We start from the raw sequence: 14,402 nt of genomic DNA, 5'->3' as shown, positions 1-14,402 counted from the left end.
GTATGATTTTCGTTGTTTAAAATAGTTGAGAGAAATGAATTAAATCCAATTGAATTTGAAATTTTTGTTGAGGCACCACGAATTGCACAAAAAGCACAAGCTGGTCAATTTGTCATTTTGCGAATTGATGATAAAGGTGAACGGATTCCACTAACGGTTGTGGATGTGGAACCGGAAAAGGGATTAGTTCGTTTAATTTTTCAAGTCATTGGTAAATCTACAGCTGCTTTAGCAAAGTTACAAGCCGGGGATAGTTTGACTGATATTGTGGGGCCCTTGGGAAAAGCAACGGAAATTGAAACGTACGGGACAGTGTTATTAGTTGGTGGCGGAGTTGGCATTGCCGCACTGTTTCCAATTGTCAAAGCGTTAAAAATAGCAGGAAATAAGGTTATTACGGTTTTAGGGGCCAAGAGTAAAGAGCTAATGATTCTTGCCGATGAATGTGAAAAATATTCCGATGAACTTTACTTGATGACAGACGATGGTACTCTAGGACAAAAAGGTTTAGTGACGGACGCAATGAAAGCAGTTTTTGCCAAAGAGAAAATTGATACTGCCTGGGCCATTGGACCTAGTATGATGATGAAATTCTCTACTCTAAGTGCTAATGAAGCTGGTGTACCGATTTTTGTTTCCTTAAATCCAATCATGGTTGATGGAACGGGGATGTGTGGTGGTTGCCGCGTAACAGTCGATGATCAAATTAAATTTGCCTGTGTCGATGGACCAGAATTTTTAGGTGCCAAGGTTGATTGGGATGAATTTGTTAATCGGATGCAACAATACCGCAATGAAGAAAAACTTGCTGATACTGTATATGAAGGAGGAATGCTGAATGGCTAAGCGTAGTTATACTAAGACGCCGATGCGTGAGCAGGCTCCTGAAATTCGCAATCAAAATTTTTCTGAAGTTGCTTTAGGATACACCTTAGAGGAAGGACAATTAGAAGCAACGCGCTGTTTACAGTGTAAAAATGCACCCTGTATTCAAAATTGTCCAGTAATGATTGATATTCCAGGTTTTATTAAACATATTGAAGTAGGCGATATGAAAGCTGCTCATGAAGTATTAAGTAAATATACGAATTTGCCTGCAATTTGCGGCCGCGTCTGCCCGCAAGAAAAACAATGTGAAATGACTTGTCGCCTGGGACGTTCAAAGAAATTCGAGCCAGTTGCAATTGGTAAATTAGAACGCTTAGTAGCTGATTGGGCACTTCAACAACCAATTGAGACTGTGACTAATAAAAAAGATAAAGGAAAAGTCGCAGTCATTGGTTCAGGTCCTTCTGGGTTAACAGCAGCAGGAGATTTAGCAAAACTTGGTTATGATGTTACGATTTTTGAGGCTCTGCATGCACCAGGTGGGGTTTTAACTTATGGAATTCCTGAGTTTCGTCTACCTAAAAAAATTGTAGAAAAAGAAATTGAAACAATTATAGCTCAAGGCGTAAAAATTGAGACAAATGTTGTGGTTGGAAAAACAATTACGATGGAAGAAATTCAAGCTGAATTTGACGCGTGCTATTTATCTGTTGGTGCAGGTGCACCAAACTTTATGAATATTCCTGGTACTTCATTAAATGGTGTTTATAGTTCAAGTGAATATTTGACGCGAATTAATTTGATGAAAGCTTATGATTTTCCTAATTACGATACACCTGTTCAAGCTTCAAAAAACGTTGTTGTAATTGGTGGCGGGAATGTAGCGATGGATGCCGCGCGTTCGGCCAAGCGGTTAGGTGCTCAGAATGTTGCAGTTATCTATCGTCGTTCAAAAGAAGAGTTACCCGCTAGAGAAGAAGAATATCACCATTCGGTTGAAGAAGGAATTAACTATCATTGGCTAACAAATCCAATTGAATATCTCAATGATGGCACCGGTAAATTGAAAGCTGTAAAATGTGTGAAAATGAAATTAGGTGAAGCCGATGAATCTGGACGCCGTCGCCCAGAGGTGATTCCTAATAGTGAATTTATTATTACTGCGGATACGGCAATTGAGGCAATCGGTCAAGGCTCTAATCGAGTTTTGCTGGATACGTTCCCTGCATTACAGCTAAATCGCTGGGGGTATATTGATGCCGATGTTAAAACAGGAGAGACGAATATTCCAGGTGTTTTTGCTGGGGGAGATATTGTAACAGGGGCTGCAACGGTTATTTTAGCGATGGGTGCTGGCAAAGTTGCTGCAACACAAATTGACAACTATATCCAAAATCAAAAAGTCCATGTATAATAACAAAGTATTTATGGCGATTTGTCATAATTTATAAGTGAGGTGACTGGAATGAAAAAAATGAAAACGATGGATGGTAATACCGCAGCTGCTTATATTTCTTATGCTTTTACTGAAGTTGCCGCAATTTATCCGATTACACCAAGTTCAACAATGGCTGAGATGGTTGATGAGTGGTCTTCTGTTAATGATCAACGCAATATTTTTGGCGAGACCGTTAATTTAGTTGAATTGCAATCTGAAGCAGGAGCAGCAGGTACTGTTCACGGTTCATTGAAAACAGGGGTATTAACAACAACATATACAGCATCACAAGGCTTACTTTTGATGATTCCCAATATGTTCAAAATTGCAGGAGAACTTTTGCCGACAGTATTTCACGTCGCTGCCAGAGCTGTTTCTACGAATGCTTTATCTATTTTTGGTGATCATAGTGACGTGATGGCTGCCAGACAAACGGGATTTTGTATGCTGGCTGAATCTAGCGTGCAAGAAGTAATGGATTTGTCGGCTGTGGCACATTTAGCTTCAATTGAAGGTAGTTTGCCTTTTATGAACTTTTTTGACGGGTTCCGCACCAGTCATGAGTTACAAAAAATTGAGGTATTGGATTATGACGATTTAAAAGAAATGGTAAATTGGGAAGAATTGGATAAATTCCGACAAAGAGGTATGAATCCTAATCATCCAACTGTTTCTGGGACTGCTCAAAATCCGGATATTCATTTCCAACAACGAGAAACTGTTAACCAGTATTATGATAATATCTTACCAGTTGTACAAAAATACATGGGTAAAATTAACGCTTTGCGGGGGACTGATTATGATTTAACGAATTATTATGGCGATCCCAACGCTACTGAAGTTATTATTTCCATGGGTTCTGCTTCGCCAACAATCCAGCAGACAGTAGATTATTTAAATAAGCAAGGCCGTAAAGTAGGGCATTTAAATATTCATTTATATCGTCCCTTCCCGGCAGAAAATATGTTGCAAAATTTACCTGATACAGTTGAACGGATTGCTGTTTTGGATCGGACCAAAGAACCGGGTTCAGATGGTGAACCTTTATTGCTAGACGTGCAAAGTGTTTTGTATCGTCATGTTAATCGTCCAATTGTAATTGGTGGTCGTTATGGGATTGCTTCAAAAGATGTGACACCAGATCAAATTGTCACGGTTTTTGATCATTTATTATTACCACCAGAGCAGTTAAAATACCGCTTTACAATTGGTATTAAAGATGATGTGACACATTTATCTTTACCACAATCAGAAATTTTGGATTTAACATCGCCTAGTACTTTCCAAGCGAAGTTTTGGGGCTTTGGCTCAGATGGTACAGTTGGAGCCAATAAACAAGCTATTAAAATTATTGGGAATAATACGGAGCAATATGCGCAAGCTTATTTTGCTTATGACTCCAAAAAATCTGGTGGGCTAACAATCTCGCATTTGCGTTTTGGTGATCATGAAATTCGTTCTACGTATAATGTGGAGTCAGCTGATTACATCGCTTGTCATAATAGCGCCTATATTCATCAATATGAGTTATTAAAAGGTTTAAAAGACGGCGGAACATTCTTACTTAACACGGTTTGGGATGAAGAAAAAGTTAAAAAGAACTTACCAAGTCGCTTGAAGAAGTATTTGGCTGTCCATAATATTAATTTTTATATTATCAATGCAATGGATATTTCCATTAAAAATGGACTTGGTCGTCGCATTAATACGGTATGTTCGGCTGCCTTCTTTGAAGTAACTGATATTATGCAACGTGAAACTTTCTTACCTTTATTAAAACAAGAAGTACAAAATGCCTATGGTAAAAAATCAATGAAACTCGTTGAAAATAACTGGAATGCCATTGACGAAACTTTTGCAGCTTTAACAAAAGTTGAGGTGCCAAAAGAGTGGGCTGATATTGAAGTGCCAAGTAGAAATCCAAAAGATGATATGAACAAACCGGCTTATATTCGCAACATCTTAGAACCGATTAACCGACAAGAAGGAAACAGCCTATCGGTTAAAGACTTGATGGATAACGATATGTTAGGTGGCACGATGGCAATGGGTTCTGCGGCTTACGAAAAGCGGGGTATCGCTTTAGAAGTACCAGAATGGTTACCAGATGCTTGTACGCAATGTAACGAATGTGCCTTCATTTGTCCCCATGCTGCGATTCGTCCTTTCTTAGCGGATGAAGAAGAAGCAAAAGAGGCACCGGCAGGTTTTATCACGCGGAAAATGCGCGGTGCAGATGGTTTAGAATATCGTATTCAAGTATCTGTCGAAGATTGTACGGGGTGTGGTCTTTGTGTTGAAGCTTGTCCAGCTAAAGGAAAAGCATTAGTCATGAAACCTTATGAAGAAATGAAAGATGAAGCAATGAACTGGGCTTTTGCGATGACTTTACGGCAAAAAGCAAATCCTGTGAAAAAAGAGTCTGTTAAAGGTTCCCAATTTGAACAACCGCTATTGGAATTTTCTGGGGCTTGTGCCGGGTGTGGCGAAACGCCATATATCAAATTATTAACGCAATTGTACGGCGATCGTATGATGATTGCCAATACTACAGGTTGTTCTTCTATTTGGGGAGGCTCTTCACCGGCTACACCATATACAACAAATGCAAGTGGTTGTGGTCCTGCTTGGTCTAATTCTTTGTTTGAAGATAATGCAGAGTTTGGTTTGGGGATGTATATCGCCAATGAAACAAAACGCAAGCGTTTGGCAACGGCAGTGGAAAGTATTTTACAGCAAAATTCTGTTTCAAAAGAAACTACAGCTTTGCTGACTGATTGGTTGGAGCATATCCACGATGGAAGTGGTACACAACAACGGGCAGCAAAAGTTATTTCAGCGTTAAAAACAGAAACGGATAGCGCTGCTGTAGCACCATTATTAAAATACCAAGATATGTTTGTTAAACCAAGCCAGTGGATTATTGGTGGTGACGGTTGGGCTTATGATATTGGTTATTCTGGAATCGATCACATTTTAGCAACTGGGGCCGATGTTAATATTTTTGTAATGGATAATGAATTATATGCCAATACAGGTGGACAAATGTCCAAAGCAACGCCAACTTCTGCGATTGCAAAATTTGCTGCTGGTGGGAAGAAAACGAAGAAAAAAGATTTGGGTATGATGGCAATTGCTTATCAAGATGTTTATGTCGCTCAAATTTCAATCGAGGCTAACGCCAAACAAGCTTTAAAAGCCATTATGGAAGCCGAAGCTTATCCGGGCCCTTCAATTATCATTGGTTATACCCCTTGTATTAACCACGGAATTAAAGGTGGCATGAGCCAGTCTATTAAAGAAAGTAAGGCTGCTGTTGAAAGTGGTTACTGGCAATTGTACCGTTATGATCCGCGCTTACGGGAAAAAGGTAAAGATCCAATGCGAATTGACTTTAAAAAAGTTGATTTTACCAAGATGAATGAATTTTTAGAAAATCAAGTTCGTTTTTCTGCTTTGCGCAACATTAAATCATCAACTGAAGAGGTGGATGAAATGTTAGAGCAAACGGTTCAAGATATGGAAGAAAGAACCGGAGTATACAGCCAATTAGCAGATTTGAAGAAATAGTAAAAAGCCAGTTTTGCCGTAAGCAAAGCTGGCTTTTTTTTTATAAAAGAAGTTTATGTTTAATCAGTAATTTCACGAATGGAGAAGCTAGCTGATTTAAACAAATGATGATTTATTACGAAGACTTTATCGTGCTGTTCGTGAACTTTACCAATTTCATATTTAATAATTTTTTCTTCGCCAGCTTTTAAGATATGCTGGGATTGATAGGGTTTAGTATGTTTGGGATTATCTAACCAATTTCTGGTGTCTAAACTATAGCTGTTATGAATTGCCTGCACCGTACCATCAAAGACTTTGATGTGAAAGTACCTTGTACCGGTTTTGTTAAAATGCAAAGTATGAAGACGCTTATTGCCAAATAATTTTGTGAGGAAGATTTTTTCCGGATTAGTTTTCATTTGAGGCTCCTTTTTTGGGAATTTCAGATAAGCGATAGCCAACGTGCTTTTTTAAAAGAACAGATTTTGGTCGCACAATAAGTTGAGACGTATAAATCCCTTGATGACCGGATATGAAATAACTAATAAAAGCACTTGCTACATAAAAAGGCAGCATTTTTGCGCCGAATAAGTCAATCCCCAACATAATTGTCGTTAAAGGAGCGTTAGCAGCACAACCGAAGACACAAATCATACCAATGGCAGCAAATAAGCTAGGTGAAAGTTCAAAACTGGTAGCAATTCCAGATCCTAAAGCAGACCCGATATCAAATAATGGTGTCACTTCACCACCTTGAAAACCTGCCCCCAAACTTAAGCTAGTAAACAATAATTTAAACAAGGCCTGTTTTACAGATGCAAGTCCTAAAAAGGCATCCTTTATCATCCAAAGGCTCAATCCTTCATATTTTTCTCCTTGCAAAAGGAGCATTAGGATAACTACAATCGCACCTGTAACAAATGCTCGTATTAAAAAATGGGGCAGAGCTTGGCGATAAAATTTTTTAAAGCTGTGAGTTAAGTAGGCAAACAGTCGTCCAGCTAAACCAAAGGCAATGCTTGCAACAATAAATACTAAAATAAAGCGGGGCGTAATGCTTGTTAATTCCTCAATATGATAATGACTATGACTGGTACCCCAAATTAACGCTGTAAAATTGCCGACGTATGCAGCTGTAAAGCAAGCTAGTAAAGCGTTGCGCTCTATTTTTCCAATATACGCCATTTCCATGCCAAAAAATGCTCCAGCTAAAGGAGTACCAAAGATCGAGGCAAAACCGGCACTGATACCCGCGTGAATTAATAGTTTGCGGTTTTTTTTATTTAATTTTAATTGTAAGCCTAATTTGTTTGAAACAACACCGCCAATTTGTACAGCACTGCCTTCACGACCAACAGAGGCACCAAATAAATGGGATAAAATTGTAAAGATAAAAGTAAAAAATCCCATTCTGACTGGTACACGAGCTTCTTTTTGAATACTTTCAATAATCAAATTGTTACCCTTATCTGCGCCTTTGCCATAAATTTGGTATATATAGGCAGTTAGGACACCCAGTATTGGTAAAAAATATAGGAGATAGGCATGGCTATCTCGGAAACTTCCCACCCAAGCTAAACCGGCTAATAAAAAATGAGAGACGGTCCCGGTAATAAGTGCAACAATGAAAACCGCACCGTAAAAAATGCCACTTTCTTTTACCATTTTTACTACTGCTTTTTCGAACATTTAAATCCCCCTAAAAATAATGTGGTGAAATATCTGGGTTGATGTTTTCGCAAAATAAACACAAAAAAAGCTAATGGTTCTACAAATAAACTTGCAGAAGTCATTAGCTTTAATAGCGGTTTTGGATAATTCCAAGGGAGAACATCATTCCCGAGATATTTAACTGTTGTTAGTTTAGCGAAAAGTAGTATTCAAGTCAAGAAAATTTCAGAAAATATTTTTTGACAGTGAATAACGTCAATGCTTTGTCAGTTTGACGCGCTTTTGATAACATGATGATGTATTCAAAATAAATTTGAGGTGAAGATATGCGAATAAATAAATCTAAAGTTGCAATTATTGGTAGTGGTCTGGTGGGTTCTTCAACTGCCTTTAGTCTCATTACCCAAGGTGTTTGTGATGAGGTGTTAATGGTTGATATAAATGCTGAAAAAGCGTCAGGTGAAGTACGGGATTTGCGAAATTCCATTCGTTTTTTAGGTCGGAATGTGCGGGTAAAAGCTGGCACATACACAGATTGTGCAGATGCAGATATTGTCGTTATTACTGCCGGTGCACCGCCAAAAACAGGACAAACGCGATTGGATACCTTAGATATTAGTGCCAAAATCGCTAAATCAATTGTGGAACCTGTCATGGCAAGTGGTTTTGATGGAATTTTTATTGTTGTTTCTAATCCAGTCGATATGTTAGCACATTTGGTTTATAAATTATCAGGGCTACCCAAAAACCAAGTTATTGGTTCTGGAACTTCTGTTGATTCCGCTCGGTTACAAAACTTTTTAGCAGATTTAGTTGATGTTGATCCGAGAAGTGTATATGCATACGCTCTAGGTGAGCATGGGGATTCTTTAATGGTACCTTGGTCAACGGTAACGGTAGCGGGAAAAACATTTACGGATATCATCGCTGATAATACGGAATTAGTAGGAGATGTAGACTTAGATGAGATAGTTTATAAAACTACACAAGAAGGTTGGGAGATCTATAACCGTAAAGGAACAACTTATTATGGGATTGCATCTGCCTGCGTGGGGATTATTAAAGCTGTTTTATATGACGAAAACTCAATTGTTCCGGTTTCAACTTTATTGGAAGGTGAGTACGATGAAACAGGAATTTTTGCTGGTGTTCCAGCTGTTTTAAATCGCTCGGGTGTTTTTGATATCTTAGAAATTCATATGACTGCAGAAGAAGAAGCAAAATTCCATCACTCTGCAACGGTTATTCGGGAATACACAGAAAAAATTCAAAAGTATGAAAACTAGTCTGAATTTTTCCTGTTGCGCATAAAGTAAAAAAAGTAAATCACATAAATTAAATGGTTAAATCGCCATAAGTTGAACAAAAAATAGTATCCGATTTTTAGGAGGTCGAAATTTGAAAGTAGAAGTTAAAAATAAAGATTTCCATTATCAATTGACTTTTGAAAGAAAAACCATTGAAAATGTCACCTTGATTGTCTGTGGCACAATTTTATTAAAAAAGTTAATCAAAGGTTGGCGTAAGAAACGATAGTAGAAAGGGATATTACATTACAAAATGGAGTAACAAAATAATATTTTTGTAATTTTTAGGTTGAAAGTAAGGCTTTCATTTTACGATTAATGTTTTCTTAATTTTTATCACTTAAATTATGGTTGTTATATGACAATTGTCAGAAAATTTTTGAAGGAAATAATTCAAAAGATAAAAGGAATAGACCGCCTCTTTTTTAATAAAGCTGGTTTTTTGTAATAATTTTTGTGAAACTGAAATATTCTGTTACGGCGTTGTCACCTATAAATCGCTGCTCCTTGTTATGATATACAAGTCGTTTGAGACGAATATTGAAACAATAAAGGAGCAACTTATAGATGAAATTAGTAAAATCACTTTTTGCAACAACAGCAATTCTAGCCGGTGTCGCAGCCTTTGGTGTTAATGCCAATGCCGCCGAAGTTGAACATACCGTTACAAGTTCAGATACATTAACAAGTATCTCTTTGAAATACTATGGTGACACAGATCATGTTCAAGCAATTGCAACAGCAAATAAAATTACAAACGTTGATTTAATCATTGATGGACAAGTATTGAAATTTGATACAGATAAAGATGTTACAACTTCATCAGACACTACTGCTGCACCAGCTAATCAAACAACGAGCCAAGAAGAAAGTTCAGCAGCAACAACGAATACAGCCTACTCTGGTCGTACAATCACGATGGAGTCAACTGCATATAGCTCTGATCCGGCTGATGCTTTAGGTGGAGGCACAGTGACTGCGACTGGTCAAAATCTTTTGGAAAATCCGATGGCAGTTGCCGTTGATCCTAGCGTTATTCCTTTAGGTACCCATTTATATGTTGAAGGTTATGGCGAGGCCTACGCAGTTGATACGGGTTCTGCAATTCAAGGAAATATTATTGACGTTCATTTTCCGACAGCCGCACAATGTGATGTTTGGGGCCGCCGACAAGTGCAAGTAACCATTTTAGATAATTAATTTAAAAATTATAATTAGAGGCGCAAGCCAGTCTTTCATATTGAAAAAGACTGGCTTGTGCTTTTTTGCTTTGTTTTTGCAGACAAGCCTGCTACGTAATAAATATATGAGGAAAAAGTGATAATCATTAAAAAATAGACATGGTTTTGTTTTTTGTTTGTCATTTTATTGTATACTTAAATTATTAGGTACTTTTTTGGCAAAAGTATCGAAAATTTTTTTAAGGAGGGACCATATGCGAAAAAATTTTCAAGAAGTGATTGTTGCTATTTTACCGATGACAGTTTTAATTGTCATTTTGACTTTTATTTTTGCGCCGTTACCTTTTGAAGACCTGGCTACTTTTATTGTTGGGGCAGGAATTATGATGATTGGCATGACGCTGTTTTTATTTGGTGCGGAATATTCGATGTTGCGAGTTGGCGAATTAGTAGGGGAATATATGATCAAACGCCGCAGTTTAGCAATCATGATTAGTCTGGGCTTTTCAATTGGCATCGGGATAACAATTGCCGAGCCTTCTGTCCAGGTTTTGGCACAACAAGTGACAGAAATCTCAGAGGGTACGATTACTAAAGCTGTTCTGATTGGGGTAGTAAGCGTCGGTACGGGAATATTTCTGGCTTTTGCCTTGTTACGAACAGTGTTTCGTCTGTCTTATTATCACATGATGTTAATTGGCTATGTTGCAGTCTTTATCGCCTCATTTTTTACCAGCCCGGAATTTATGCCGATCGCTTTTGATGCCGGCGGCGTTACCACAGGTCCGGTTACAGTACCGTTTATTTTAGCATTGGCCAGTGGGTTGACGAGTATGATTCATCAAGGAAAAGGAGAAAACGATAGTTTTGGTATGGTAGGCGTTTCTTCTTTAGGTCCAATACTTGCGGTAATGGTTTTGGGGGTGATTTTCCAATGATTTTTTTACAACAAGTCTTTACCGGCTTCACTGAAATGATTAAAGATGTCTTAATTGCAATTTTTCCAATTGTCTTTTTATTTGTCTTGTTAAATTTTACCAGCTTTAAGTTGAGTAAAAAGAAATTCAGTCAGATTTTAAAAGGTTTTTTGATTACGACAGTAGGGTTAATTTTATTTTTGCATGGTGTTAACATTGCTTATGTGCCAGTGGGGCAATATTTAGGAAGTGAAATTGCACAACTGGATTACAATTGGATTTTAATTCCCTTGGGATTTTTAATGGGTTTTTTGGTAGGCTTTGCTGAACCTGCAATTCACGTGATGGTCAAACAAGTGGAAGAAGAAAGTGGTGGAACGGTACGCGGCAAGGTACTATTAGCTGTCGTGTCGCTTGGAATTGGGGCAGCGGTTAGTTTGTCGATGTGGCGTTTACTGGCAGGATTTAGCCTTTATTACTTTCTTATTCCGGGCTATATTGCAGTCTTTATTTTGGGACGTAAAGTTGACAAAATGTTTTTGGCCATGGCATTTGATAATGGCGGGGTGGCGACTGGACCGATGTGTTCAACCTTTATTTTATCAATGGCCGTTGCTATTGCGGCTGAAATTGAAGGGCGTAGCCCGTTGATTGATGGTTTTGGTGTGGTGGCCTTAATTGCTTTAACACCGATTTTATCCACCTTAGCACTAGGATATATTTATAAAAAAAGAGCAGAACAAAAAGCAGTGAAAATGGAGGCTGAAAAATGAACAAACCAGTAGCTTTGAACCTTGAGATGATTATTACGATTGTAGACCGTGGCATTGGCGATGAGGTCATTAATTATTCAAAATTAGCCGGAGCAAATGGCGGAACTTTGCTTCATGGTAAAGGATCTGGCTCTCATGATAAAGGAAAGTTTTTCGGGATTGAAATTGAACCTGAAAAAGATGTTGTTTTGACTTTGGTGCCAGATACTTTAACAAATGAAGTAATGGATGCTATTGGTAAAGGGATTAAAATTAGCGAGCCCGGTAATGGAATTTGCTTTAGTATTGATATTGATAAGGTAATGGGAATCACAGAAATCAATTCTTATCGTAAAGTAGTCGATATGGATCAATTATTAGATTAGTCTAGTAAAAAGTAAAATCACCAGCTGGTATTTCTTAGTCTTTAAAAAGAGTAAGAAATACCAGCTGGTGATTTTTTAATTGCAGGGTTTAGTTTGATAATTGCGCTTTTTGCTCATGATCTAAACGACGTAAATCTTTCATCGCTCTAACATAAGAGTACAATAAAACAACGACTGATCCAGCCCAAGCAAGTGGAGAAGCAGCTGCTGCCCCGGGATATTGGAAGTAGTGAGTTAAAACAATTGCAGCAAAAGAACGCATAATCAATTCCATGATACCTGCGATTGTGGGGATTTTGGTCTGCCCCAAGCCTTGTAGCGTATACCGTAAAATAAAAAGAATAGCCAAAATCCAATAAAGACTAGCGACGATTAAAAAGTAAATACGAGAAAGTTCAAAAACCTTCGTCTCACTACGACTAACAAATAATGCAACAAAAGAATCACCAAATAAAATTACGACAATACCTGCAACAATACTAAAAATAATACTCATAATTAAGCATTGCTTGACCCCTACTAGAATGCGCCCATATTCTTTTGCCCCGTAATTTTGGGCGGTAAAGGTGGCCATTGTAACACCAAAGCTCATCATCGGCTGAGTTGCAAATTGATCAATCCGTCCGGCAGCAGCTTGAGCTGCTACTGCATCTGTTCCCAAACTATTTAGCGCCGACTGTAAAATAACTGCCCCAATAGCGATAATAGAAGCTTGAAAGGCCATTGGTAGACCGGCATTTAAATGAACACGGTATTCGTCTTTTAAGTTTTTGAAATCATTTTTGCTAATTTGTAAAAGCGGGATACGGCGTTTAATATAAATAAAACACATCAAACTGGCTGACATTTGGGCGATAACCGTTGCATAACCAGCGCCTGATACACCCATATTAAATTTAGTAATGAAAATTAGATCTAATACCACGTTGATGATAACAGCAAAAATCAAGAAGAATAACGGCGTACGACTGTCCCCTAACGCCCGCACCATATTACTCAAAAGATTAAAAGCCATGGCTGCAAACATTCCGCCCAAAATAACGGAGATAAATTCTTCCGCTTGATCAAAAATTTCTGGTGGAGTTTGCATAATATGCAGTAAAGGGCGTAGAAAAACTAAACTCAAAACCGTCAAAATAAGGGTAACGATTAAACTAATCACAAGACTTGCAGCAAAACTTTTTTTGACTCCTTTGTAATCTTTTGCACCAAAACGTTGGGCAGTAATAATGGAAAGCCCTGCGGTTAAACCTTGGGCAAAACCAATGATTAAAAAAGTAATGCTCCCTGTTGAACCTACAGCGGCTAAAGCATCTTTGCCGATTGTTTGACCGACAATGATCATGTCTACCATATTGTAAAACTGTTGGAAAATATTCCCTACAAATAATGGAATCGTAAACATAAAAATCAGTTTGGCCGGTGTTCCTTTTGTCAAATCTTTCATTTATTTACTCCTATTTTTTTGTAAATTTATTTTTAATTCAAACTTGTTACCTAAGCAAAGTAAATGGTAGCATAACGACTATTAAATACAAGCCTTTTCAAAGAGGTTTTGCAAGAATTTTCATTTTTTTCATGACATTTCTTTTTATTACTGGGATAATAGAGCTAAGGAGGCGGCAAGATGAAAGTTGTATTGATACGCCACGGTGAAAGTATTGCAAATTTTGAAAATTATTGGACAGGGTGGCTGGACGTCCCCTTAACAAAAAAAGGTGAAGAGCAGGCAAAAGCAGCTGGAAATAAAATCAAAATGGCTCAGCTGCAATTTGATGCCGTTTTTACTTCTGTTTTGCAACGTGCCATTTTAACAAGTCAATTGGTTTTAGAAACAAGCGATCAATTGTGGGTGCCATTAATAAAAACTTGGCGCTTAAATGAACGACATTATGGTGCTTTAATTGGTAAGAATAAAGATGAAATGACTGCAATTTATGGCGCAGAACAAGTAAAAAAATGGCGGCGGGGATATTTTGAAATGCCACCATTAGAATATGCAGGAAATTTTGATCGCCGTTATCAAAATTTGGCAACCCAAGATCTACCAAAAGGAGAAAGTCTTGACTTAACGGTTAAACGGGTTATTCCATTGTGGCAAGATCAAATTGTACCGCTATTGTTAGAGGGTAAGAATATTTTAATAGCTGGACATGGCAACAGTTTACGGGCATTAGTGAAATATTTAGAAGCTGTTCCAGAAAATGAGATGGATACGATTGCAATTCCCAATGCTGCACCAATTGTTTATGAATTCGACGATAAGCTGCAAATAATCGCGAAAAAGTTGCTATAAACACGAACTTTTCAAGCTGATAATTTAATTATGTTCACTTTTTTGTCGAAAGGACAACCTTTTTTTGCTATACT

Annotated in this window: 13 protein-coding genes and 1 riboswitch; of the genes, 10 read left to right on the top strand and 3 right to left on the bottom strand. The window is 37.8% G+C overall.

Annotated elements, in window-relative coordinates; translation table 11 throughout:
- Positions 1–12: 12 nt before the first annotated feature.
- From P3T75_RS07400 to nifJ, 3 genes are read left to right on the top strand one after another with little or no spacing between them, the layout of a single operon-like run.
- Complete coding sequence (locus P3T75_RS07400) at positions 13–846, top strand: sulfide/dihydroorotate dehydrogenase-like FAD/NAD-binding protein (RefSeq protein WP_206904065.1); 834 nt, start codon at positions 13–15, stop codon at positions 844–846.
- Positions 839–2,242 carry an NADPH-dependent glutamate synthase gene (gene gltA / locus P3T75_RS07395; protein WP_282461235.1) on the top strand — a complete coding sequence of 468 codons (1,404 nt, stop codon included), beginning with the start codon at positions 839–841 and terminating at the stop codon, positions 2,240–2,242. Before P3T75_RS07400 ends, gltA begins: the two co-directional genes overlap by 8 nt.
- A gap of 51 nt (positions 2,243–2,293) precedes the next feature.
- On the top strand, positions 2,294–5,836 hold the full coding sequence (nifJ, locus tag P3T75_RS07390) for a pyruvate:ferredoxin (flavodoxin) oxidoreductase (RefSeq protein WP_282461234.1): 3,543 nt from the start codon (positions 2,294–2,296) through the stop codon (positions 5,834–5,836).
- 59 nt (positions 5,837–5,895) lie between these two features.
- Here nifJ and P3T75_RS07385 read toward each other — a convergent pair whose 3' ends face one another.
- Together P3T75_RS07385 and P3T75_RS07380 are read right to left on the bottom strand one after the other, a co-directional pair.
- Complete coding sequence (locus P3T75_RS07385; protein ID WP_230708467.1) at positions 5,896–6,237, bottom strand: hypothetical protein; 342 nt, start codon at positions 6,235–6,237, stop codon at positions 5,896–5,898.
- Entirely contained in the window at positions 6,227–7,507 is a 1,281-nt protein-coding gene (locus tag P3T75_RS07380) for a chloride channel protein (RefSeq protein WP_282461233.1), read from the bottom strand. Before P3T75_RS07380 ends, P3T75_RS07385 begins: the two co-directional genes overlap by 11 nt.
- Before the next feature lie 87 nt (positions 7,508–7,594).
- Positions 7,595–7,668: riboswitch (Fluoride riboswitch) on the bottom strand.
- 147 nt (positions 7,669–7,815) lie between these two features.
- Between P3T75_RS07380 and P3T75_RS07375 the strand changes: the two genes are divergently transcribed.
- From P3T75_RS07375 to P3T75_RS07350, 6 genes are all read left to right on the top strand, one after another.
- On the top strand, positions 7,816–8,775 hold the full coding sequence (locus tag P3T75_RS07375) for an L-lactate dehydrogenase (protein WP_282461232.1): 960 nt from the start codon (positions 7,816–7,818) through the stop codon (positions 8,773–8,775).
- Positions 8,776–8,887: 112 nt separating this feature from the next.
- Positions 8,888–9,025, top strand: coding sequence for a hypothetical protein (locus tag P3T75_RS07370; protein ID WP_206904085.1), 138 nt, complete (start codon positions 8,888–8,890; stop codon positions 9,023–9,025).
- A 338-nt stretch (positions 9,026–9,363) separates the two neighbouring features.
- Positions 9,364–9,996, top strand: a complete 633-nt coding sequence (locus P3T75_RS07365) for a 3D domain-containing protein (protein ID WP_230708463.1) — start codon at positions 9,364–9,366, stop codon at positions 9,994–9,996.
- 235 nt (positions 9,997–10,231) lie between these two features.
- Positions 10,232–10,915 carry a DUF1538 domain-containing protein gene (locus tag P3T75_RS07360; protein ID WP_230708461.1) on the top strand — a complete coding sequence of 228 codons (684 nt, stop codon included), beginning with the start codon at positions 10,232–10,234 and terminating at the stop codon, positions 10,913–10,915.
- The gene (locus tag P3T75_RS07355; RefSeq protein WP_206904096.1) at positions 10,912–11,667 is read left to right on the top strand and encodes a DUF1538 domain-containing protein; all 756 of its coding nucleotides are present in this window, start codon (positions 10,912–10,914) and stop codon (positions 11,665–11,667) included. The genes P3T75_RS07360 and P3T75_RS07355 overlap by 4 nt, the downstream gene beginning before the upstream one ends.
- A complete protein-coding gene (locus P3T75_RS07350) occupies positions 11,664–12,032 on the top strand; it encodes a P-II family nitrogen regulator (RefSeq protein WP_206904098.1) in 369 nt (122 codons plus the stop codon). Before P3T75_RS07355 ends, P3T75_RS07350 begins: the two co-directional genes overlap by 4 nt.
- Before the next feature lie 88 nt (positions 12,033–12,120).
- On the opposite strand, the gene P3T75_RS07345 is transcribed toward P3T75_RS07350, so the two are convergent.
- Complete coding sequence (locus P3T75_RS07345; protein ID WP_282461231.1) at positions 12,121–13,479, bottom strand: MATE family efflux transporter; 1,359 nt, start codon at positions 13,477–13,479, stop codon at positions 12,121–12,123.
- A 180-nt stretch (positions 13,480–13,659) separates the two neighbouring features.
- Between P3T75_RS07345 and P3T75_RS07340 the strand changes: the two genes are divergently transcribed.
- On the top strand, positions 13,660–14,328 hold the full coding sequence (locus tag P3T75_RS07340) for a 2,3-bisphosphoglycerate-dependent phosphoglycerate mutase (protein ID WP_282461230.1): 669 nt from the start codon (positions 13,660–13,662) through the stop codon (positions 14,326–14,328).
- Positions 14,329–14,402: the final 74 nt, after the last annotated feature.

The sequence above is a fragment of the Enterococcus montenegrensis genome (genome assembly GCF_029983095.1).
Lineage (GTDB): Bacteria > Bacillota > Bacilli > Lactobacillales > Enterococcaceae > Enterococcus_C > Enterococcus_C montenegrensis.
The sequence above is the reverse complement of the archived record's forward strand: the minus strand, read 5'-3'. Positions and strand labels throughout refer to the sequence as shown.